Origin of the sequence: Gardnerella sp. KA00771 (assembly GCF_049244045.1) — a bacterium.
GTDB lineage: Bacteria > Actinomycetota > Actinomycetes > Actinomycetales > Bifidobacteriaceae > Bifidobacterium > Bifidobacterium swidsinskii.
Map to the genome: position 1 here is coordinate 1301154 of NZ_CP058368.1, position 25017 is coordinate 1326170.

Below are 25017 nucleotides of genomic sequence, written 5' to 3' on the forward strand. Positions count from 1 at the left end.
AACCCGCATGTTAATGCATAAAGTTTATGCATTAACGCAAATTATGCGGTTATTTGTTTCAATTTTACACATCATACGTTTTTATGCGCTTTATGCGCTTTTATACATTTTTTATGCGTAAATATTATGCTGCTTCATATCTTCCGGAAGTGCGTTGCGAAGCGACACAAGCGATCCAGAGCGGAACACGGAACGAATGCCAGCAGCAAGAAGCGGCGCAATCGAAAGAACCGTCATATTATCAAGACGCTTCTCTTCAGGCACAGGAACTGTATCCGTCACAATAATCTCGCGAACTCCAGCAGCTTTCAAACGCTCAACAGCAGGTCCAGAAAGCAAAGCATGCGTTGCAACCAAAGTAACAGATTTTGCTCCAGCCTCACGCAAAGTACGTACAGCTTCGCAAATAGTGCCAGCAGTATCGATCATATCGTCTACAACAATGCAATCGCGTCCTTTAATCTCACCAATGATGCCGTGAGCTTCAGCATGGTTAGGGCGCGTAATATCGCGCGTTTTATGAATAAAAGCAAGAGGTAAATCTCCGAGTTTTGCAGCCCATTGCTCAGAGACTTTGATGCGACCAGCATCAGGAGACACAATAGTTGCATTATCGAGCTTCATAGAGTTTCGCACATAATCAATAAGCACAGGCATCGCAGTCAAATGGTCAACAGGCCCGTCAAAGAAACCCTGCTCCTGAGTTGCGTGCATGTCAACAGTCAAAATGCGCGTGGCACCAGCAGCGCGGAATAAGTCAAACATGAGTCGAGCAGTAATAGGCTCACGTCCCTGATGCTTCTTATCTTGGCGAGAATATCCAAAGAACGGTGCAACCACGTTAATACTGCGAGCAGATGCGCGTCGCAAAGAATCGACCATAAGCAGCTGTTCCATAATCCAATTGTTAATAGGATTCGTGTGTGCCTGAAGCACAAACACATCCGAACCACGAACAGGCTGAGTAAAGCGCACATACATTTCGCCATTCGCAAAATCGTAGGCAGTAGTCTCAAGCACATCAATACCAAGATACTGTGCAGTCTCATTAGCAAGTTCTGGGTATGCGCGACCCGTAACTAACATCATCTGCTTTTTTGGATTGCCTTCAAGAATTGTTGACATAATTGCCTTCCCGTTTGCAAACTGGTGTTGCGCGACATAGTCGCTTTCTATTTTAGCAGCTTGTGCGCCTCGTACGACACAACAAGCGTTTTATTTTAGCGCGTTACTTTAAAATCATTAAGAACTACGCTTGCAAAGCAAAATCATCATTACGAAAATAAGCCCGAATCCCACAAAATCTGCCCATGAAAAAACAGCTCCAGTAAACATAACAGCAGTAATTGCAGCAGTAACAGGCTCGCTAGCTCCAAGCAAAGTGCCACGAACAGAACCTACTCGCATAATGCCCTCTAAGAACAGCCAATATGCTCCAAAAGTTCCAGCAATAACGGTAAAAGCAAAAAGCAGCATAGCGCGCAAATCTAATGCAGGCATCGTTTCCCACGGTCGCACAAACGGGAGCATAATACAACCAGAAATAATAAACGTAATGCCATTAACAGTCAGATTTCCCCATTTTGCAATCAATTTCACAGGCATAATAGCAAGCGCCGCTGTAGACGCAGCATCTGCAAGCCCCCAAAGCAAACCCATAACAGGCAAAGACAGTGAAGAAAGATTACCACCTGTAGCCATTAAAGCAGTTCCTGCAAAAGCTAGCACAACTCCAATAGTTTCGCGCATAGTTGGCACGCGGCGAGTGTGGAAACACGCATAAACCAAAACAAACAGTAAGTTAAGGCTTTGAAGCACAGTAGCAGTGCCAGAATTAGTCCAATCAATAGTACATAAATACGAAACTTGCGTAAGAAGAACGCACACAATTCCCGTAATAGCCATTGAAATCCAAGTACGACCAGTTTTCACAGCACCACTTAACTGCTTAGGAGTGCAAGCTGCAGCAGTAATGACAAATAACATGCCAGCAGCAATTTGACGAACGCAAGCGATTTGCAAAGGAGATACGTGATACGTCGACATGAGGATTTTCGAAACTGTTGCGTTTGCACCCCAAAATGCGCCACCTAAAAGAGTTAAAAATATTCCTACAAGAATAGCGTTTGTAGAATGATTTAACGCTGGATTAGGTTTATTTGGAGTACCTTCGATTGCTTTTGTTGCAGATTTTGATGTGTCAAAAGTCTTTGAACCTGTTGATTGCAATTTTGAAGATTGTTGCTTTTTTGTTGAAGAGGAATCAATATTTGATGAATCCAAATCACGCGCACTGCTGCGCCAAGAAAACTTAACCATTATTAGATTCACCTCGCATCCCCAAAACAAGCAAACATGCAGTAATTATTGCACATCTACTCAACTAATTTGCTGGTAAACAACACTTTAGAAAAACATACTCTACTTGCACACACGAAAGAAATGTATAGTATTAAAAAATTACAATTCAAAACGCGCGCATTAAACAATAAAATCAACGAAATAAACCAAAATAACAACGTGACTTAAGCCATAAACCAACGCACTAGTCATATGAAGGCGGAAACATGCACAACTACGCATCAAACAGTAATATTTTTCAACCACACCACATTTTAGTTACTGGCGGCGCAGGTTTTATTGGATCTAATTTTGTGCATTACATAGCTAAATATCATGTAACGGTTGCTGTTACGGTACTTGATTTGCTTACTTACGCTGGGAATATGGCAAATCTTTACGACTTACCTCAAGATTTTGCAAACAACCGATACGCTTTTATTCGCGGAGATATTCGAGACGAAAATATAGTTGATCAGCTATTAGATCCGCATAATCCAATTAAAACTGCAGAAGGAACAACACTTCCTGCTATAGACGCAATCGTAAATTTTGCTGCAGAATCACACAACGATAATGCAATCGAGTTTTCTGACCCGTTTATAAGCACAAATATTTTAGGAACGCATACACTCATTAAATTTGCACACAAATATAATATTCGCTTCCACCAAGTAAGTACCGATGAAGTTTACGGAGATTTTCCTATTGACAGCGTGCTTAAATTCAACGAGTCAAGCCCATATTGTCCATCTAGTCCATATTCTGCAAGCAAAGCTGCAGGCGATCTCTTGGTAAAAGCATGGCGTAGAACTTACGGTTTGCGCGCAACTATTTCGAATAGCAGCAATAATTACGGGCCACGACAGCATATTGAAAAGTTTATTCCTCGCCAAATTACAAATATTATGTGCAATATGCCAGCAAAATTGTACGGCGTAGGAGATTCGATACGCGATTGGATTCACGTTGAAGATAATTGCGACGCAATATGGCATGTTCTAACGCGTGGAACAATCGGTGAAACATATAATATTGGCGCTAACTGTGAAGTTAACAACATAAATATTTTGCGGATTTTGATGCAACTCATGGGCGTGCCAGAATCAAATATAACGTATGTAAATCCCAGAATAGGCGAGGATAGGCGTTACGCACTAGATACTACGAAAATTCGAACACAATTAAAATGGGAGCCTAAGCACGATAATTTGAAGCAAGAATTGCAAGAAACAATATCGTGGTACGACTCTCACACTGATTTATGGAAGCCTATTAAAGCGCAAGTCGAGCAGCATTACGCTGAATTAGGGCACTGAATTTGCGTGACGAAATTGCGCTCGACGACCTGCATGAGTGATTAGAGCGTAACATGCGCGACGTCGGGTAAGCGGCAATCGGGTTTTCGGCATGAAAAAAGGGCTTCTAGCGATTGGCTAGAAACCCTAGGCGCGGAGAATACGAGATTCGAACTCGTGAGGCTGTTACACCAACACGCTTTCCAAGCGTGCGCCATAGACCACTAGGCGAATTCTCCAAACTGCTAACTTAGCAATCAAACTGCTTGCCAAGCAAACAACTTAAATAGAATACCACGAATCGCGGATATTGCAAACTCGCGCGCGCCGACAACCTTTTTGGGGACACTCGCGCAGATTGCGTTCTACATTAGGGTCGAATTTTGCTTGTTTTAGGACACTCGCGCAGTCAGCAAACTGCATCCGTGTCCCTGATTGCCGTTTTAGCGCGCGCTCAGGTTACGTGCTTTCAGGTTACGCGCGCGGCGGCTAATCGCAAGAACGCCCACCAAACCACCTAAGCCAGCAACGGCGCTACTTGAGATTCGTAAGCGCGCAAAGCCATGTCGATTACGTTGTGCATGTCGTAATAGCTGTAAGTTCCCAAGCGACCGCCGAAAACTGTGCGAGGCTCAGCCGCAGCAAGCTCCGCATAGCGCGCGTACAAGGCTTTATCTGCATCAGTATTCACAGGATAGTAAGGCTCATCGTCGCGAGTTGCAGCGCGAGAATACTCCTGCCACACTACAGTTTCCCCAGCTTTCACGCTTTTGCCCGGCACGAAAGTTGCGCAATCGTCAGCATCGCCACTAGCCTCTCCGCCAACTTCCTCGCGCTCTGGATTAAAGTTCTTAAACTCAATCGCGCGCGTAAACGGCACGTCAGCATCCGAATAGTTCATAACTGGGCAGCCAAAGTGGTCACTCTCCTCGTAACGCACTTCCTTAAAGTCCACAGTCCTCCACTTCAACTCGCCAAGAGCGTAGTCAAAATACCTATCAACCGGACCGGTATAAACAACCGGCACTCCAGCTTCCGCCAGCGCGCGCTTATTAAACGGCTGAGATTCGTCGAAGAAGTCTACACCAAGCGAAACGTGAATACGCGGATCGTCAATCATGCGCTGCATCCAAGCCGTGTAGCCGTCCGTAGGCAAGCCTTCCCAAGTGTCCTTAAAGTAGCGATTATTATAGTTAAATCTCACAGGCAAGCGCTTAATAATTCCAGCAGGAAGCTCGGAAGGATCCGTCTGCCACTGCTTTGCCGTGTAGTTTTTAATAAACGCTTCATAAAGCGGACGACCAATTAAGCTAATGCCCTTATCGTTCAAATTTTGCGGATCTTTGCCAGCCAACTCCCCCGCTTGGCTTGCAATCAAAGCCTTTGCTTCCTCTGGCGTGTAGTGCGCGTGGAAGAACTGGTTAATTGTACCCAAGTTGATTGGCAGCGGATACACTTCGCCGTCGTGCGTTGCGTACACGCGATGTACGTAGTTAGTAAACGACGTAAAACGATTCACATAATCCCACACGCGCTTGTTGCTTGTGTGGAAAAGATGCGCTCCGTACTTGTGAATTTCGATTCCTGTGCGCTCGTCAAAATACGAGTAAGCGTTTCCACCGATGTGATTTCGAACGTCAATAATTTCAACGCGAGCGCCCGTATGCTCCACTGCTTGCTGAGCTACAGTTAAGCCGAACAATCCTGCTCCAACAACTACTAAATCTGGGTAAGTTGCTGATTTTGCTTTTTCGTACATTTTATTCCTTTATAAGATACGTCTATTTTGAAATTATGCTTTATATATTCCCGTTATTAAGCTATTCCAGTTATTAACCTAGCATTTCGCTTGTTGCGCTACTTATTTTTAGGAAAATCAACTTTTGGATTAAATCTAATCGCTTTTAGCATTTGACCAATCATTTTGCGGCGCAACTTTCTCTCAACATGCCCTCTTCGCATTTGACGAACTACATTTGCGCAGAAAAGCAAGTATTTTGCTTTACCTTCGTGATGCAAACGGTAAGATGCTTGATTACGCACGCCGTATGCGAATTTCCAAGCATTCTTTTTGTCAATCATTGTAAAGTTCACACCCTTGTTTGCTCCCATGTCATGCATAATTACACTATCGAGAACCTGCACGCCCGGGCATACACGCGTAATACGAAGTGTATATTCGGCATCATCGAACCAAATAAAGTATTCTTTAAATGGCAATCCGTACTTTTCTATAACCCAACGAGGAATAAGCACCGACACAAACGAACAGCTTGTAACCATAACGAGATTGTTAAATCCTTTAGCAATAAGCCTTCCCCAATCCCACGTTGGTACTGGATTGTTCATTTCGCAAATCGATCCGTCCACGAACTTCACCATTGAGCAAGCATACGGAACATCCGCACCAAGCTCACCTACGGCAGCATTAAATCCATCTAGAAGCTTTTCCAAAGCTTGTGGCTGAGGGTAGCCATCGTCGTCAAAAATCCACACGAAATCTGCGCCAAGCTCGTACCCTTTACGCATACCAGCACTAAAACCGCCTGCACCGCCAACGTTTTCTGGCAAATTTACAACAGTAAGATTTACTCGATTCCCCAAATGACCATTCGCAAAATCGCGAGTGTACTCTTCCAAATATTTATCTGTGCCATCAGTTGAGGCATTGTTAACAATGATTAGTTGATTTGGAAGTCGCGTTTGAGATTCTAACGAAGCCAATACGGTTTTTAGTTTCTCTAACCTGTTAAAAGTTACTACAACAGCCGCAACATTAACGCTATCTTTTGATTTATTAGCATTCACTACTTGAGCATTTGACATTACTTGCTCCATTCTTCAAATAACTTAGTAAATAACGTTTCTGCAGATTCGAGTTTTGCAAAATTGCGCAATTTTTCAACTTCTTCTTTTAACAATAATGAACGATATGAATCATTCTCCATAATCTTAAACAATTCCTTTACAGACGCTTTAACAAAACTAGAAGTCATTCTTGGCAATAACGCACTTTTTGCTATAACAGTTTTTTGCGATCCAACATCCGATGAAATTACTGGAACTCCATTAGAAAGCGCTTCAATAGTTGTAAGCGTAATACCCTCGTTTACAGAGCTAATAAGTAGCACGTCCGCATCATCATACGTTTTTTGAGCTGGAATTTTCATAGATCTGCGCTCAATAACGTTTTCAAGACCATACCTAGATATAAGTTCTGAAACAAATGTGTCTAATTCGCCATCTCCATGCAAAATAAAGTGGAATTTTCCTGGATATTTTTTGTTTAAAGCTTTTGCAACAAGAACAAACGCTTCTGGACGTTTTTGTCTTGCAATCCTTCCAACAAAAGTAACATTCAGAACATTTTTATTTTTTCTCGGCGATACGCAATCGTTTCCAATTTCAGCAGTAAGACCAATAAGTGGAGCGTCAACAATCTTGGAAGATTCAATACCATGCACATCATGCAACCAATTTTCAAGTTGTGGAGAAATAACATGGTGCAAATCAATCCACTTATCGTGCGTTACAGCTTCATGCGGATATCCTCCACAATTTATGTATTCAACAATATGCAGCGAATCAATAATATGTGTTTCTGGGAAGAATTGTTTAACCCACCAAATATGGTCGTAAAGCCATTGGCAATGGTGTATTGCTATTGCTTTAATGTCAAATTGCTCAAACAAAGATCTTAAAAGTGGAACATCCGCCCAATATTCTCTAATTGGTGGAGTAAGTGGTAACACAAGTGCATCATCACAGAAATCTTTCGTGATCCACGGCTGGTGACCGTCTCTATCTGTGATAACAATTGGCACAAAACCAGCTTTTTTGGCAAGTTTTATTGTTTCTACAGCCCATCTTTCTGCACCACCAGCTTGCAACCAATGCAAACCTATAATAATAGCTTTTTTAGCTCCTTCAACTCTTTTAGCAGGAGAAATACAGTCCAATCTAGCATCTTTTATATTTGATAAATCCCAATTTTCTTGTTTTGCAATTTCTCTTTGGTGAGCATTTGCAACATAATCAAACTTCTTTTTATTCCAAGGACAATACGCTTCAACAAGTTTCTTCGAATCACACTCGCGTTTTTTGCGCATTACTTCCCTAACAACATCAAACATAGAAGGTGCGTGTAACTCACACTCTTTGTAAATGTGCTGCTTTAACGTATCAGAAGCCCAGTGAGACATCACATCATCGTCGGTTGCATCATCTGGTGTCAGCAACAAATACCTAACGCCATTATCTTTAAACAGTTTGCCTTCATTCCAAAATTCTTTTGTGTATTCGCTATTAGTTTTAACAGTTGATTGTGCACTAAAAGTTGCGATTGGTTTTAATCCTTCGTTTTTTGTACAAGCACCGTCAAAAACTGAAAAATCAGCCAATCGCGGATACTGCCATTTTTGACCCATGTAAACTTGATATTGCAAAGTTCTAGATGGAGCTGTTAGGGAATGATAATTTATAGCGCCCACAATAAGCCTGCGTTGACGCTCGCTTAAAGAGTCTATATAAGCTTTTGCATTAACATCTAGATTAAAGAAATTCATTACTAAAACACCCTTATTTTTAGCCTTTAACACATATAAAACCAGCAATAAATAAAGCTAGCATTTATAATGCTTTAAGCAAGTAAAAGTCATTGCATTGTCATTTAAGAGTGCATACTCACGGTTTCGACTATCTCTTACAGCAAACATGCACGAATTACTGTCGTTAGTAAACGCAACCATATCTGTTAATTCAGGATCAGTTTTGCTTCTAGTACGAAGAGAGGCAACCAGCTTAAATTCGCCATTATTTAAAATTTTAAGAGGCACTTCAAATTCAACTTTTTGTCTTCCTGTTCCTTCTAGCTCAATTTTATCTGCTCCAGAATCATACGTGATTCCTCCACGTTTTATATCGTGCATTGCTACAGCTATAAAATATTTTCCAGGCTCATTGAATTCATATTCAATAGCAAAACGGAATTTTTCTTTACAACTAAGCAACTGCTTACTCAAAGGAACAATGCGCATAAATGGCACTCGCTCATTCAAACCAACAGCATAACCATCTTCACTTTCTCCGCCATTTTGGCTAGAAAGATTTTCTAGGGTGTAACGATTTGCAACATCGTCTTTATCTCCGTTAACAATCACTTCGCCATTCTTAATAAGAACAGCTTTATTGCAATAACGCTTTACTGCGTTCATATCGTGCGTAACAAGAATAACTGTTTTACTTACGTCTTTTTTAACCTTTGCAAAATATTCATCGCATTTTCTTTGAAAAGCTTCATCTCCAACTGCAAGAACTTCATCAAGTACGAGAATATCTCCCTGAGCTTGAATTGCAACTGAAAATGCAAGACGCACTTGCATACCAGAAGAGTAGTTTTTAAGCTTTTGATCCATAAACTCTTCAAGTTCTGCAAAATGCACTATATCGTCATACATGTTTTCAATTTGCGAGCGCGTAAAACCTAATAGTGCTCCATTTAAAAACACGTTTTCGCGACCGGTTAGTTCTGGATTGAAGCCTACGCCAAGCTCAATGAATGGCACGAGTTTTCCGTTGACGTGTATGCGTCCGGAGTCTGGTACGTAGATTCCAGAGATGAGTTTGAGTAGGGTTGATTTGCCGCTTCCGTTGCGTCCTACGATGCCGAAGAAGTCGCCTTTGCGTACTTCAAAGTTGATATCGCGCAGAACGTGCTGTTCTTTGTAGCCTTTGATACCACGTGTCCAATTAATAAACGCTTGTTTCAAACCGCTTGCTTGCTCAGTTGGTAGCTTAAAGTATTTGCCTACGTGTTCTACTGAAAGTACGACTGGTTGCAACTCTTCTTTTTCAGTATTTGTCAACTCAATCTCGCTCATTACATCACCTCAGCAAACTTACGATTGCACTTGCGGAACACTGCGACGCCGAGCACACACAAGATTACGGTTAATACTACCGGAACCATCATCAGCAAAGGAGACCCTACTAAATTCCACACAGTAGGCTGAGTAAGAGGTGCTACAAGATTGTGGCGCAAATCTTGAATACATTGTGCAATAGGGTTAAGTAACTGCACTTTTGCAATAACCGTTCCCCATCTTCCTAAAGAATTATTACCAATCACCATGCTTAGAGGGTAAATAATTGGCATTGCGTAAAACAGCACTTGTTGAACAACATCCCACAAGTGCGCAATGTCGCGAAAATACACGTACATAGTTGCTAGCAGCAGCGTTACGCCTAATGCTAATGCGTACAACTGTATACAATTCAAAGGAACTAATAGCACCCACCACGTAAATTGCACGCCTGAGCAGATGGCGAAAATGATTACTACCACAAGATTTATTGCAAAACTGATTAACGCGCCAACAGTTGCCGAAACCACCACAATATAGTTAGGAAAATGGATTTTACGCAGCAAATCTCCACGGTCTACCACCGCACGTAAACCAATCGAAGTAGCCTCGCCAAAGAACTGCCATGCGCTAATGCCAAGCAAAAGCACAACTGGATAGGTGGGCGTGCCATCCGACATTCGCAAAAACTTTGCAAACACTGCATACATTACGCAAAACAGCATAAGCGGTCGCAAAACCGACCACGCAACTCCCAAGAAAGACCCTTGGTAGCGCAATTTGAAATCAGTTTTCACCAGCTCCTTAAGAACCACCCACGAATAGTGGTATCTTGCGCGCAACTTATCTACAATGTTTTTCACAAGATATATAGTTTACCAGTTACTTACTCCATTTTGGATTGCGAATCCGTTTTATGCACAGAACATACGCAATTGGCGACATGCTCCAAAGTTAGCGCAATTCGGTTGGAAATTGGTTTGATAACGAGATCTATTACAACTGCAACAACTGAAAGTGCTGCGTACGTACAAATTAAAGTAATTGCGTAAAGTAGCACTATGAGTGCGCTTGAGGAAGTTGTAGGAAGCATCCACGCCACGAACGTCCACAACGCTATGAAAATAAACATGTGCTCGTGAAGAAGGTACACTCCGAAAGTTGCTTTGGAAACGCGCAAAATTACAGTTCTTGCTAGTCCTTTAATTCGCAACATATTTATTCGGTGTACGAGAATGAAAATACACATTGCAATAATCATTGGCAGTATTCCAATGCCGCCGTGGACCTGCTGATCCCACGTAAGAACTCGCACAAACTTATTTCCGGACGAAGCAACATAGTCGAAAGCGAGCATAAGAACAGTAGATATTGCTACGCACGCACAAAGTCGCTTCGTAGTAAGTTTTTTTATTCCGCTACCGTACTGCGCAATAAAAGCTCCGGCTAAATATCCAAAAATTGCGTAAATAATATCGTTCCAAGTATAATTTTTGCCAAAATATAGCGGAATAAGTGAGATTGACGCAAGAAGTACCAGCAGCATAGCATGATTGCGCTGAGTCATGTGACTTATAAGAATGTTGATAAAAGGCATGAACATGAGCATGATTAAGTACGCGCTCATGAACCAATAGCTTCGGTAAGTAAATGGCGTCACATTCCACAACAGCGTGTAGACAAGTTCTTTTCCGTGAAGTAAGTTGCTCAAATTTTCCGGAAGTAAGCCAAAGCAGTCTGCTACGAAGGTTACTGCCAGCACGATAATGCAGTAGAAGAACATTTGCACCCACGCTGCAAAAACGCGTCGGTAGCGGAAGGTTTTGCGACATAAAAAGTAGCCGGAAATAATAAAGAAGGTTGAGACACCAACTTGACCGTATTGTACGACTAAGAATTTAAGTGCTGAACGCAAGCCTGGAGCCGGCAAAAGTTCCATATTGAAACTGTGCTCGCGAATGTTCAAATGTATGATCATGTGGCAGGCCACAATCATAAGCATTGCAATAATTCGCAAGACTTCAACTTGCAGGTCTTTTTGCGTGCCATTTTGCAGGTCTTTGCTCGATTGTAATACCGCTTGAGCTTGTGCAGAACACGCTACTTTTTGCGCTGGTTGTTTCTGTTCTACTACCATATTTTTCTTCTTCAAAATTTTCTTCTTCAAATTATCTGAATTGTAATTTACTAATAGTAACCAAATTGCAACTGATTCGTCTGTTACGTAAGTGGCGAGAACCAGGATTCGATACTTCTGTATATGCTCGGCCTAGTACCTTGAAGGTCTGAGTATCGTCCGTTAGCAAGGAGGTTTAAGGAACACAAGCTCACGCTGGAAATCACCAGAATAATCAGAACTTTGTGCATTAACTTAAGGTTGGCTTTAGAAGGCAACTCCTCGCCTGTTTCGTTGACGCAATCAGAAGGAACGTCAACCATGTGCACACAAGACGAGACTTTGTCTATAAGACTTGCAATCACCATAATTGCACACAACGCTAGCAGCCAGCCGAAATCACTAAAGTACCTGCTGGAAATTCCTACCACTTCCGCATCTAATACCATAAGCAGTATCGACAACGTTAAGCCGAGCGTAAAGAATCCAGCAAGCTGCTTTTTGCGTAATTGTTGCTTTACTACCGGGTACAGTACTACGGCTGCGCATACAGGAGAGTAAGCGAGTAGGCCTCCAAAGAATGGCTCCATAATGATTTGCCCGTGGAACATTGACGGCAGCACGGATTGTTCCATAAACGGAAAAACTGGCGTAATAGTAATAGGCTGGAACAGGTACATCCATACTCCCCATGGGATTCGCGCCCAAGAGTAGGAGCGGTGAACCATGTCAAAACCGGTGAGATTGTAGGTTGCACCAAAATCGAGTGGAGAACCGAAACGCGCGTAGTTGTACCAGCAGGCGGCTAAGCCTATAAGAATCATTGGTGCGATTACGCATATAGTATTGATTACGCTGCTCCGTTTGAAGGCAAAAAATAGACGGTACTTTACGATTTCTTCCTTAAAAATTACAAAAGCAAACAATGACGCCAGAATAAATTGCGGCCTACACCCTAGGTTTAGTGCAATACATACTGCTCCCAGAATGAGTAGTGACTTCCGTAAGTACGGGGTTTTAGAAAGAGTATCTTGAGTAGTTCGCGCCTGTAGCCACAATCCCAGTCCTAAGCAGGTGAAACACAATGATGACAGCATAGGAAGCGAGTAGATTTGCGGCAGATACGCCTGAATTAGCACTCCACTGGACATGAGCATAACGAGATGCGACAGCACGAGGAAACCGAAGGATCGCTTTGGGAAGAAGCGTCGAAGTAATTGCACCATAAGATAGATAGAAGCAATTGCGAAAGCGACAGCAAAGAAGGCGACGGCGTAATCTGTACGCAAATCATGACCGGTAAGTACTTTGAACGGCACAAAAAGTAACAGTGCCGGAAGTACGCCGAAGTAAGTAAAGTAGTGGCTTCCGTGGAACGCATAATCCCAGTAAGTTGGTTGACCAGTTTTTATCGACATGGCGTAGCGCGCGCCTGCATCGTAAGGGTTGCTCATATTCGGCAGCCAGTCAGGAACCGGCAGATCCAAGTACAGGTGACCTTTGAGCAGACTGTTGGCGAGGTGATTGTACTGGTTGGCGTCACATATAAAGCCGCCGTTATTACACACACCAGCTGTAAACATGTGTTGAGTACCAGTAACTTTCGTTACTCCAATAAGTATTGCGCACTGCACTAGCACTAACGCAACAAGCCACAACTGCTGCTTACGCACGCGCAAATCAAGCGCTTCTTTATAAATGCGCGAACGCGGAGCCAACACGTATATCGCATAAGCAATAAGCAACAACATCACGACGCGAACAAGCGAAATATGCAACGGCCTACGCTGATTCAACGCAAGATTAGCAATTGTAAAAGAATCACCTTTCTGAAGCTTCGTACTCAAACGCAAGCCCGCAACTTTATCAACCGCATGCACACGCACATACTTCGTATCGTTCACATTCGACGTAACAGGCTGAGACGCAACTTGAATATAAGAAGCACTGTTGCCACCATCCAACACATACACAGCAATATCGAGTGTGCGAGTGTGAGGCGAACGCGTATCGACGTAAATATTATTTATTTGAGAAGGCTGAGCGTAATGCAATTGTATGTATTGATCGTTTTTGCCGGTAACTGTGTACACGTCGCCGTGACGCATCAAACCTGCACCGGTTGAAACTCTCTGAACAGGAGTTGGCTTGAATCCTGACGATTCGATTGCCGGAAAGTTGAACCATACAAGTTCCAGCAGAAGCACAATAATAAGCGGCATAATTAGCGATATGCGTCGTAAAACAGAACGCATAGCGCGAGCACAATCGCGACTGCACTGTATCGCACTGCTTATTGCACCACTTATTGTGCTACTTACTGCACTACCAGCCATCGTTACGTTTCTTTCTGCCGCCACATCATTTACAGCAGTCGCATTACCGTTACTATTGCTCGTATCGCCCATATACACACCTGTTAATTCCTTCGTACTATTGCCATTCTTAACGTTACTGTTTTGTAGAGTTACGTAATTTCACTCAAGCCTGCCGCAACCGAGAGCATACGGATTTGAACGAATATCCTGCTCGATTACATCGTCAGTATGACTGCTATGCAACGATTCACAGTCGACATGACGGAAGTGCGTAATAATATCCGACGGCAGCTGATAAATATCACCATACACGCGTTCCAAAATATTTTCCGATAACTGCGGTATAGCAACAGAAAAATCTTCAAAAGTTGCCATTTTTACTGGAAACATTTCGCTACATTGCGCAAGGTACAAATTCTCAGCATCAACATTATCCAAACCGTACACCACGTTGCGCGCGCAAGACTTACTCACCACAAGCCCCTGGTTTACAGCCTTCTTTTGGAAACTCTGAAAAATCTGTTCAATATCAGCAGTGTATTCGCCGCCCTGCTCAACATAACCGCGGTCAAGCCACGCGTTGAAAAAAGTCTGCGAACGCAACTCTTGCTGCAAATCCTTACGCAAAGACACAAAACTCTGACGCTGTTCAGGCGTCAAATCAGGCGCGTAATCGTAGAAGAAAATATCCAAAAAACAAGGATTACTATTATTCGCGTAGCGGAACCGCAACTGACGGCAGCACACGTACGGATCGTACACGAGCACCGCACGGTAGCGCGCGCGCAACGCGGCATCCTCGCGCAACATTGTCAGCAGCTTATCAATATCCTCTCGCATCATACCCAAGTCAACATCGTCATCCCAAGGAATAAACCCACGATGACGCACGCAACCGAGCAGCGTACCAAAATCAGCCCAATACTGAAGATTATGCTGCTGCGCAATCTGCGCAAACTCACTCAGCAGCGACGCGCAACCCCGTTGTATAACGCGCATAGAACCTGTAGCTTTCGGCAAACTAAGGAAGAAACGCTTATGCGCATCCACGCTACTTTCGCCATCTTTCCTATAGTTTGACCAAGCCATAATCGAAGACTGCTCACGATTCGTCAAAATCTCCGCACGCAACGACTTCTCAACGTTATACTGCCCAACCTCAAGATGAGCGCAGCGAGCGTCGACACATTCTTGCAATCGAGAAATTTGCGTTTGAATAGCACTCAGCTGCTCGCGCACTTCCACAATAGAGCGTTTTGACGAAGGGAGTCTGCCTATTATCCAACTCACTATGCGACGTAACTGCGAAACCATAAGTTCATTACTCCCTCATTATTTAAAAACATACTTGCTATAGCGTACTGCTATAAACTGTTGCCACAATGCAATACAGGTTTATCATACTCCGTTGCGATTATTTTTCGGAAGCCACCACTACCGTCCCCGCAATTATCACCACGCAACAAGCCCACGCAATAAGCGGCGGAATCGTTTGAGAAAGTAACGCTGCTGCAATCATGCTCCATACCGCGTACGTAATATTTCCAGCCATAGCGCGCGTCGCACCAACCTGAGCAATACCGCGGTAGTAGCACAAGTAGGAAGCAGCACCAAGTAACGCTATAAATATAGCTAACGCAATAAAGCCGGCTGATTGCATAATCTTTACGCTAAAAACCGGCAGTATCGTACACAACGGCACAATGAGTAAGGCGTACGACAGTGCGGAAACAGTTTCGCGCACGTGCAGCATTACTTCGTCGTCCACGCTTTGCTTTCTGGTAGCCCACGCGCAAGTAACGGCTTCACTTCCCCAACCAATAACACTGAAAATAGCCGCAATCAAACCTAAGACTATGCTGCCCGGAGAGAAGACAGTTGCGGTTGAAGATTCCACGCAAGAACAGTAGCCAAGCACTCCTACCGCAATAAGCGTTACAGCAAAAGCACAATATTTCAACGCACTTAAGCGTTCGCGCAACACAATAGAAGAAAGCACTATGCCAAAAGCCGGGTACAGTGCGGAAATCGCAGCAGCGTAACCGGCACCAATATTGCTTGCCGCAATAGCGTAACCGGTCATACCGATTGGCCCTCCAAGAAGCGAACTCAACACAATAGGCACAATCAATTTCGTACGTTTGCAAAGAGCAACAGTTTCGCGCAACTTTGAACGACAAGCCATATAAATCCACAATATTACAGCACACACAACGTCGTGAACGCAAGCGCCCACAACTCCCACATACCATACTGCAGAAGGTGTTAAGCCATGAACAGCTAACGCAACCAATACCGCAAGCAAAGCAGTATCAAGTCCCCAAAACAGTCCGCTTATTAAGGAATATTTCATAAAATCACGCCTTTGCCACAGAGCCTGCAGACCCGTCACAACCAGCAGATTCAGAGGATTCAGCGGATACGGCACCATATTCGCTCGAAGCGCGGTCGACATAACGTTTCGCATAACGGTAATACAAATAACGACAGTCGCCTACAGGCTCCCCCTCAGCCTCTTTTACCAACGACCACAAATACCAACACCACCCCGCAAAACCAACGTACGCCATGCAATGACGACGTTCAGCACAAGTAGGATTGCGCTCAAAATACTCCGCTAGAACCGCGTCAAATTCCTGCTCATTAAGCGCGTCAGACACGCACAACGTACCCAAATCCTGCGCATAATCCGACATCCCCGCATACTCCCAATCAATCAGATGGTAGCGTCCAGCAACATCCACAAGCACATTCGCACCCAATATATCGTTGTGCGCCAAGCAAATTTTTTGACAAGCATCTTTACTCACGCACTCATGCAAACAATCAACCTTATGAAGCAAAGCGTCAGCACCCTCAGGCAACGCAACACGGCGAGCGCGCAAATCGCGCAAATAACGCTGAGATTCCTCATAAAAATCGAAGCATCTACTCACCGTAGCACCACTGTTGTGAAGCTTACGAATCAGACGCATACCTTCGCGCAAATCGCAAGAATCGTGAAAATCAGCGGTACGACAACCTTTCAAAAAATGCGAAATTTTCCAGCCATACTTCGGATCATCCGCAACCAACGTACCGTCCAAACCAAGGTGCTGCGCCGCACGCAAAGCCTCATCCTCAGCCTGGCGATTCACCAACACATCCGTGCCAACCCCCGGATGACGGTACACATACTCGTTAGAACCAACCATAAAATGGCAAGAAAGATTCGTCAAACCATTTTTCAACGGGTAAACGTCTCGAATATCCGACTTTTTGCAACCAAGCACCTTAACAATGCGGTCAAAAACTTCACTGTCAACATTTTCCAAAAACAGCGGATCAAACTCGCGAAGCTCATCTAACGAATCGAACTCGTGAATAATCGGCGTATCGTAGCGACGCATGCGCATATCAAGCTCATCTAAATGCTCAATCAAAATATCTTCCCACAGCTTGCCAGCAGTCTGCGGCCAATCATATTCAGCATGCAAAATTCGCACAAACTTAGCCGAAAATTCGCTGTCAAAATATACGTGACCAATCATGTACCACGCATCACTGCCACCAATAGTTACCGAAGTAATGCGATCGTGCGCACCTACACTCATACACCACTCTTTAGTGCGGCCCCGTTGATATTGCGCAGAATAGTAAGCCTTCCACACGTATGGTTCAAAAGGATTTTCGTCGAAATAATTGTCAGAAGAACAAATATACGTGTTACTTAAAAGGTGAGCAACAGCCATGATTGAACTGTTGTTGTTGCGCTCACGATATTCCTTATTTGGCACGATTTTTACGCAAAAATCGCCTTTAGTAAACTTGTCTTCCAAATAGAAGAAACGTTCCTGCTTGTATCCAACTACTACGCTAATATCGTTAATTCCTGCCGCTTGTAATTGACGAATTTGTCGTTCAATAAGCACTTCGCCGCGCACAGTGAGTAAACCTTTTGGCAATTCGTAAGAAATCGGGGAAAAGCGGGAGGAAAGGCCAGCTGCCATAATCACCGCATTGTGGACGCGATGCGGTTCGAGTGCGGTAAGACCTTTTGATGTAACTTCACCATTAACAACAAACCCATGCTGAATAGCATCGCGTAACGCACTATTTACTGTGCCTAATGAAAGCTTCGTATGCTCAGCTATAGTACGTTGATTACTTCCTGGCAAACGTTGCAATGCTGATATTACAGCAAATTCGTTATGAGTTAATGCTGAATATGCTTCCATAACAGTGTCTCCATGCACTAGCCGAGGTGCATAATGATGACTCTATACATTTTGTTGCATTAGTATAGTATGCACAAAGGTGTTCAAAAATAATTATTATTAGTTTATTTTGAACATTTGACACTGTTTGCAGCATACACTTTTATACGTATTGCATGGCACCATAACTATTCTTAATACTCACATTCATTACATAACTTGAAAAAATTACATAACACTTGCCACGCAGTATAGCAGACTATATGCGCAAGTACTACGCACAGTACTGCACACTGCCACATAAACGCAAATAGATTGTTGCACTACAATCCACAACAATAGGTAAGATAACAGTGATATGCACATAGTATAAGAACATTACTGCTCATTCCATGCGCACCATTCGCCATTATGAAGGGACATATTATGACTTCTGTCGCAGTGCTGCTGCCGTGCTATAACGAGGCAATCACCATTGAAAAAGTTGTTAAAGACTTTAAGGCGGCACTTCCAGAAGCAACAATATACGTGTACGACAACAACTCAACGGACAATACTGCAAAAATAGCCAAAGAAGCAGGTGCTGTAGTTCGCAAAGAACCTAGACAAGGCAAAGGCAATGTGATTCGTGCAATGTTCCAAGACATAGACGCAGATGTTTACGTAATGGCAGACGGCGACGACACATATCCCGCTGAAGCGGCACCAAACATGGTCGCCAAAGTTATTGAAGGCTACGACATGGTTATTGGCGACCGTCTAAGTTCTACGTATTTCCAAGAGAATAAGCGACCATTCCACAATTTTGGAAATCGCTTAGTTAGAGACGCAATCAACACGCTTTTCCACGCAAAAGTAACTGACATTATGACAGGCTACCGCGCTTTTTCTTTTTCATTCGTAAAGACTTATCCTGTACTTTCGCGCGGATTTGAAGTTGAAACAGAAATGACTATTCATTCACTCAACAACAATGTTAAATTGTATGAAATGCCAATTCAGTATCGTGACCGTCCAGAAGGATCAGTTAGCAAGCTAGACACAGTTGGAGACGGTATTCGAGTGCTTTCAACCATTTTTCACATGATTCGCGAATACAAACCAATGCCTTTCTTTGGAACACTTGGCGTAATAATAACACTGTGCGGAGTAGGAGCATGCATGCTTCCATTCATAGAATTTTGGCGCACACACCTAGTAACACGCTTCCCTACTCTAATTGGTGCTGTAATGCTAATTATTACAGGATTACTATTCTTTATTTCCGGAATTATTCTTGAGATTTTAGCCAAAAATGAGCGCAAACGTTTTATAGAACAAGTAAACCTTTTTGATTACATAAAAAGAAATAGAAAGTAGTAACCTGTGCGAGCCGTCATAAAAAACAATCTTAAACTAAAAACTTATTTGCCATATATAGTGTGCTTTGTTATAAGCGGACTAATAACACTAATGTTTTTTAGTAACTTATTTCAAGCATCCGAATTAGGATTTAAAACACAAAGCATAAATTTAAACACAGTAAAAGAAGTAAAAGCTGAACAAGCAGAAGACTCTACAAACGCAAGCCGTGATGAAATATATGCAAAATACAAAAATGACGGCGTACATATATCTAAAAATGGCGCAGATGTAGAATTCACAAACTTAAACACGTACAGCAAAACATTAGAGATTTCGCTACAACAAACAAAACCAGTTTATTACGTAACTGGAAGCGTAGAATTAGAAGACTTTGGTGTAGCTCCTGGATACGCTTTAGCTAGCCAATTTAAAATAACAACAGGAAAATTCAATACAACTAAAGTACGTTTAGAAAGTCACGGAAAACTAAACAAAATAAAATTACACTTTAATGAAACGCCAAACGGAATCGTTGTTAAAAATATAACAATTAATCCAAAATACAAGTTGCACATAAACTATGCGAAATGGGCTATATTATTCGTTTTTGGATCCGCGATTATAACTATACGTAAGAAAAAATGGCACAAAATAGCCTATATTCAAGGAGATCGAGCTCAAACCATAATTTTTTGGGCTTTGTGCGCAATAGTAACCGGATTCTCACTGTATATTTGGCTCCGATTAAACACTTATAATCGAATACGCGTTCCACTCTCCTACGATAAATACGATTTTATAGACGGAAACCCATATACAGAGCAGTTAAAAGCCTGGAAACAAGGATCGCTATCTTTGCTACAAGACCCACCAAATGGCTTATTGCATTCAACAAACCCATTTAGCATTGGCAAAAGAATGCAATTAGTGCGCGAGGGAACTCCTGCAATATGGGATGTTGTGCTGCATAATGGCAAATATTATTGCTACTTTGGAATAGTACCGTTTATTTTAACTTATTTGCCGTTTAACGCTTTGTTCCCAGCTTGGATGCCGAGCGCAATAATGGTCACAACATTATTTGCAGCAATTACAATACCAGCATTATTTGCATTGTGGAAAGAAATAATAACATTCTTTGAAATACGAATAAACTACTGCTCAATGCTGCTTATAGGAGCAGCCTTACCATTTGGATGCCTTGTTTTTTATCTGCAAGCATCTGCATCGATTTACTACATGCCTATGGTAAGCGCAATGCTATTTGGAACACTATTTGTGTATGCATCACTAAAAGCTGTAAGACTTAAAAACAGCGTTGCACAATACGCCCTATTTGCTTTAGCTGGATTAAGCTTAGCTTTGCAATGCGGTTGTAGACCAAATTCTTGCATTTCCACAGTTGCGTTTATAGCTCCACTGTTTATTGCTTTACTGCTTAACAACTCCAGAAGCGTAGTAAATAAAGTATCTGCAGCTTTAAGCTTCCTAACTCCTGCAATAGCTGGGTTTGCCGGAATCTTAGTATATAACTACTTGCGTTTTGGTTCATTCTTTAACTTTGGTAACAAAGAACAATTAACAAATTTTGACTTGCGATTTAATCGTATAGCATTTGACCCTCTAAAAATCAAAGACTTGTTAATAAACTTCTTTATAAAGCCACCAAGCATAGATACGGAATTCCCGTATATTACAATAAACAGCTCAAACATTTCGGATTATGGAAATAGTTTCTTTAATCACATGACATTTGGTCTGCTATCAATACCACTTATTTGGGGCATTTTCTTAATAAGACGCAAGTACATGCAAAAAATCGAATACATAATGTGCTTAAGCGGAATAACATTCTCGATTATGTTAATCTACGTAAACTACTGCTTAGGCGGCAGCCTTTACCGTTATTATTGCGATTCAATAATAATTCTTATGATTATTGCATCTATTGGTTTTGCTAGAAGAAATTGCTCAGCTAATCAAGATGCGCAGTTGCAATTAGATAAAGAAAATGCATGCAACAATATCGAATTGAATAGGAACCAAATGTCTACTCAAACTCTAATCGTTGCATGCACTACATTAACGATAGTATTAGGATTCTTGCTTGTATTTGCAAATCACACAGAAGCTGCGAATGAAATACAATACACGAATCCAGATGCTTTTATTGCATGGAGCCAAATGCTATCAGTGGGCTTCTAACACAACATTCTGGCACTTTTGATGCCATAAGCCATTGCCATCATTGTGTTCATCTTCAATAGGCGCGCCGAGCTTCTTAAAGTCACCGCGCGCATAATAATCCTTGCGAAGATTGAACATGATAACGAACTTCTTGTCTGTGCCATGCGTCCAAACATCACCATTCTGGCAACGCTGACGCCACCAGCCAGCACCCAAATTCTCCTCATCAGCAACAGGAGCACCAAGCCAACCAGCACCGCGATGCCTATAGTAAGAATCACGAAGAGCAAACATGATAACAAACTTCTTATCCTTACCATGCGTCCAAACATCACCATTCTGACAACGCTGACGCCACCAGCCACCGCCCATGCTTTCCTCTTCGGCAACAGGAGCACCAAGCCAAGCAGCACCACGATGTCCTTGGTAAGAGTCGCGTAACTCAAACTGAATCACGTACTTAATGTCTCTGCCATGCGTCCAGACGTCGCCGTGCTGGCAGTGCTGACGCCACCAGCCGCCACCCATGTTTTCCTCGTCGGAAATAGGCGAGCCAAGTCGCGAATAGCTTCCGTGCTTGTAGTAGGAGTCGCGCAATTCGTACTGGATTACGTACTTCTTATCTCGGCCTTGCGTAAACACATCGCCGTGCTGGCAGTGCTGACGCCACCAGCCAGCACCCAAATTCTCCTCATCAGCAACAGGAGCACCAAGACGACCATAACCACCATGCTTGTAGTAGGAGTCACGCAATTCGTACTGGATTACGTACTTCTTATCTCGACCCTGCGTAAACACATCGCCGTGCTGGCAGTGCTGACGCCACCAGCCAGCACCCAAATTCTCCTCATCAGCAACAGGAGCACCAAGACGACCAGGACCGCCATGAGCATAATATGAATCGCGAAGCTCGTACTGGAGCACAAACTTCTTGTCTCCATTAGTCCATACTTCACGACGACCAGAACTCTTTACAGTCCAGCTACCATAGTTGCGCGTTTCTCCAGAAGGCTTAGAAGAATTAGGCTTAGTAATAGTGCTACCAAACTCAGAAACACCATTGATTTCGCCGCCACCAGCCATGCCGAATGCGTTCAAATCGACGCGACCATCAATTCCGTCAACGCTGCCGTCGGAAGTGTACTGCCATCCGCGCAATGCTGTAGAAATAGGGAAGCCTACGCGAGAACCGTAGCTAGCAACCCAGCTTGTACGCTCGTGAATATACTGAGAATTTAATGGTCCTCTCAAATAATTTGCATAAGAGTAAACGCCGAGCTTATGGTAGCCTGCAGAAACTAACTGATTCCACCAGGAAGCAACAATATCCTGGTAAACGTATGGTGATGTTGGTGGTTTATGACCACTCCAGCTCCACTTTTCCAAATCATAATAAACAGGATACGTTAAATCTTGAGGACTTACTCCAGCACCCTGCAAAAGATTTACAATGTCGGCACCTTCAGCAGCACCATCTTCAGCTTTTTCAGCATAGGAATACATGTAAATGCCGAATGGAATACCAAGACGCTTGCATTCGCTAATATTGCGCAAAGCTTGCTTGTCATATCCATTATCCCAGCCATAGCTAATACGAATAATCGCACCATCTACTCCAGAAGCTTTTACAGCATCCCAATCAATTTCTTTTTGATGCTCAGAAACATCAATAACCGCCTTAGCGTTATTAACGAACACATCATCATTTCCATCAATAAAAGCCGTAGTGCCATCAGCATCGCTCCAATGCGCACCATACTCATTATCAATAAACGAGCTTTGATACACAGTGCCAGAATGTGATTGAATAATAGGTTTAACAACACTTTTAGTATGCACATTGGTATACACATTAGCACGCACATTTGCATGCACATGTTCAATCGATGAAGATTTTTGCGGCGCAACGACATTCATAGTGAAAGCAGTAGCAGCCGACACTAATCCAGCTAATACACGTACGATAATCTGTCCCACGAGTCCTCCAGACATGTTTTTTACGTGTCTCTCCGCTATTACCATAGCAATAGCACCCTAATAGCAAGCATAAATTCAATGAAAATGTGAAAACAATATGCAAAACATGTGATTTTCACAAAAAACTGAAATAAATAAACCATTAAAAAGAAAATTGCAAAACGTAAAGCAAAAATAAAAAATGGAGCGGACGACGGGAATCGAACCCGCGTAATCAGTTTGGAAGACTGAGACTCTACCATTGAGCTACGTCCGCAACTACGCACCATATTTGCACGAAATATTCACGCACAAATATCGACTCGTTCAAGTATACAGATGCTTGTGACATCGACACAAGTGCACAAAACATATTTTTCTTATAATGTAGCTTTTCTTATAAGACTTCAAGCATTACAACAGCTGATGCAAAAGCTGAATTATCGTCTAATAATCCGTCATGACTAAGCGAAATATGCCAACGAATATTATCTATGTACTCACTACTATCTACACACTCGCTGGACGCACTGAAAAGCGATTTTACAAGTTGCGAATGCACATCTGAGCTGAGAATAATGCGTGGGCAACCATGGGAATCGTTAAGAATCTCAATACTCACCCATGGCATGTTATCCAGAGTATATGGATAAGGGTTATTTATTGTGCATAATGCCTCGGACCACGCTTTAATCACAGCTTCTTTGCCAGCCCAGCGTGCTGCAATATGTAAAGCTCTCTCATCATTCTTCACTTGCGCACGAAGATCACATTGTCGAAGCTCTCGCACAGAAAACAGCGCACGCCAACCATTGCCATCCTGCATCTGCTCAGCAAACTGCGCAACGTTTACCAAGTCGTGCCCTATTCCTGCAATCATACACACCTACTTTTAGTACATATACATACTTTTTTATGTTCTACGCAAAAATACTATATAAAATCTTATATAAAATATATTTAAATCAACAATCACTTACGCGCTTTTACTGCAGTAGCAAACGCCGAAAAATCACCGGCAAATGTTTTCCAAAACTACAAAAACGACAGCAAACGCCAGAAAATTACGCACGCTACGACCTGCTTAAGCATGTGCACAAGAAACGCTACAAGCGTGATTAATTCATATACGAATAAATTACTATAAAACGATAAACTTTTAGATAATTTTAAATAATTCGTCGTTATGACAATATTTTATACATAGAGCACCCCCCCCCCGGCAGGAAATTTTACAGTTATGGAATACTTAACAATAAAAAAATTACGACAAAATAGCAAAAATACGATATAATATTATGCAGCATGTGTATAAGCGTACTTATTGTCTACCGTTGCTTTATGTAAACACAGAATTAGTATTTGAAGAAGAACTAGACACACGTTTATATACGACGCACA

17 protein-coding genes and 2 tRNA genes are annotated in these 25017 nt (G+C 42.6%); 3 read left to right on the forward strand and 16 right to left on the reverse strand.

Translation table 11 applies throughout. The annotated features are described in order from the left end of the window. Positions 1 to 111: 111 nt before the first annotated feature. Together HXT57_RS05345 and HXT57_RS05350 are read right to left on the reverse strand one after the other, a co-directional pair. On the reverse strand, positions 112 to 1125 hold the full coding sequence (locus HXT57_RS05345) for a ribose-phosphate diphosphokinase (protein WP_012914450.1): 1014 nt from the start codon (positions 1123 to 1125) through the stop codon (positions 112 to 114). Positions 1126 to 1242: 117 nt separating this feature from the next. Further along, positions 1243 to 2319 carry a DMT family transporter gene (locus HXT57_RS05350; RefSeq protein ID WP_415697835.1) on the reverse strand — a complete coding sequence of 359 codons (1077 nt, stop codon included), beginning with the start codon at positions 2317 to 2319 and terminating at the stop codon, positions 1243 to 1245. 248 nt (positions 2320 to 2567) lie between these two features. Here HXT57_RS05350 and rfbB point away from each other — a divergent pair, with 248 nt between their 5' ends. Further along, a complete protein-coding gene (gene rfbB, locus HXT57_RS05355; RefSeq protein ID WP_415697834.1) occupies positions 2568 to 3659 on the forward strand; it encodes a dTDP-glucose 4,6-dehydratase in 1092 nt (363 codons plus the stop codon). A gap of 133 nt (positions 3660 to 3792) precedes the next feature. Here rfbB and HXT57_RS05360 read toward each other — a convergent pair. From HXT57_RS05360 to HXT57_RS05410, 11 genes are all read right to left on the reverse strand, one after another. Next, positions 3793 to 3877 (reverse strand) — tRNA-Ser (locus HXT57_RS05360). A 278-nt stretch (positions 3878 to 4155) separates the two neighbouring features. After that, the gene (locus HXT57_RS05365) at positions 4156 to 5397 is read right to left on the reverse strand and encodes a UDP-galactopyranose/dTDP-fucopyranose mutase family protein (RefSeq protein WP_076003055.1); all 1242 of its coding nucleotides are present in this window, start codon (positions 5395 to 5397) and stop codon (positions 4156 to 4158) included. 98 nt (positions 5398 to 5495) lie between these two features. Beyond that, positions 5496 to 6464, reverse strand: a complete 969-nt coding sequence (locus HXT57_RS05370) for a glycosyltransferase family 2 protein (protein WP_248893508.1) — start codon at positions 6462 to 6464, stop codon at positions 5496 to 5498. Beyond that, positions 6464 to 8203, reverse strand: coding sequence for a glycosyltransferase (locus HXT57_RS05375; protein WP_415697833.1), 1740 nt, complete (start codon positions 8201 to 8203; stop codon positions 6464 to 6466). The genes HXT57_RS05370 and HXT57_RS05375 overlap by 1 nt, the downstream gene beginning before the upstream one ends. Before the next feature lie 57 nt (positions 8204 to 8260). Then, positions 8261 to 9517 (reverse strand): ABC transporter ATP-binding protein, encoded by a 1257-nt coding sequence (locus tag HXT57_RS05380; protein WP_012914455.1) that lies wholly within the window; start codon positions 9515 to 9517, stop codon positions 8261 to 8263. Beyond that, the gene (locus HXT57_RS05385; RefSeq protein WP_012914456.1) at positions 9517 to 10362 is read right to left on the reverse strand and encodes an ABC transporter permease; all 846 of its coding nucleotides are present in this window, start codon (positions 10360 to 10362) and stop codon (positions 9517 to 9519) included. The genes HXT57_RS05380 and HXT57_RS05385 overlap by 1 nt, the downstream gene beginning before the upstream one ends. Before the next feature lie 23 nt (positions 10363 to 10385). Next, complete coding sequence (locus HXT57_RS05390) at positions 10386 to 11636, reverse strand: acyltransferase family protein (RefSeq protein ID WP_415697831.1); 1251 nt, start codon at positions 11634 to 11636, stop codon at positions 10386 to 10388. Between the two features lie 83 nt (positions 11637 to 11719). Next, positions 11720 to 14023 (reverse strand): hypothetical protein, encoded by a 2304-nt coding sequence (locus HXT57_RS05395; RefSeq protein ID WP_415697830.1) that lies wholly within the window; start codon positions 14021 to 14023, stop codon positions 11720 to 11722. A gap of 69 nt (positions 14024 to 14092) precedes the next feature. Next, positions 14093 to 15247: a LicD family protein gene (locus HXT57_RS05400; RefSeq protein WP_415697829.1), complete on the reverse strand. Its 1155-nt coding sequence runs from the start codon at positions 15245 to 15247 to the stop codon at positions 14093 to 14095. A 100-nt stretch (positions 15248 to 15347) separates the two neighbouring features. Next, positions 15348 to 16286 carry a DMT family transporter gene (locus HXT57_RS05405; protein WP_415697828.1) on the reverse strand — a complete coding sequence of 313 codons (939 nt, stop codon included), beginning with the start codon at positions 16284 to 16286 and terminating at the stop codon, positions 15348 to 15350. A gap of 4 nt (positions 16287 to 16290) precedes the next feature. After that, positions 16291 to 18150, reverse strand: coding sequence for a phosphotransferase (locus HXT57_RS05410; protein ID WP_415697827.1), 1860 nt, complete (start codon positions 18148 to 18150; stop codon positions 16291 to 16293). Between the two features lie 405 nt (positions 18151 to 18555). Between HXT57_RS05410 and HXT57_RS05415 the strand changes: the two genes are divergently transcribed. Further along, a complete protein-coding gene (locus tag HXT57_RS05415; protein ID WP_415697826.1) occupies positions 18556 to 19488 on the forward strand; it encodes a glycosyltransferase family 2 protein in 933 nt (310 codons plus the stop codon). A gap of 93 nt (positions 19489 to 19581) precedes the next feature. Beyond that, positions 19582 to 21678 (forward strand): hypothetical protein, encoded by a 2097-nt coding sequence (locus HXT57_RS05420; protein WP_415697825.1) that lies wholly within the window; start codon positions 19582 to 19584, stop codon positions 21676 to 21678. On the opposite strand, the gene HXT57_RS05425 is transcribed toward HXT57_RS05420, so the two are convergent. The 3 genes from HXT57_RS05425 to HXT57_RS05435 form a co-directional block, all read right to left on the reverse strand. Then, on the reverse strand, positions 21664 to 23682 hold the full coding sequence (locus HXT57_RS05425; protein ID WP_421783500.1) for a GH25 family lysozyme: 2019 nt from the start codon (positions 23680 to 23682) through the stop codon (positions 21664 to 21666). The two genes, HXT57_RS05420 and HXT57_RS05425, sit on opposite strands and share 15 nt — an antisense overlap. A gap of 137 nt (positions 23683 to 23819) precedes the next feature. Next, a tRNA-Gly gene (locus tag HXT57_RS05430) sits at positions 23820 to 23893 on the reverse strand. 120 nt (positions 23894 to 24013) lie between these two features. After that, positions 24014 to 24496: a holo-ACP synthase gene (locus HXT57_RS05435; RefSeq protein WP_415697822.1), complete on the reverse strand. Its 483-nt coding sequence runs from the start codon at positions 24494 to 24496 to the stop codon at positions 24014 to 24016. Positions 24497 to 25017 lie beyond the last annotated feature (521 nt).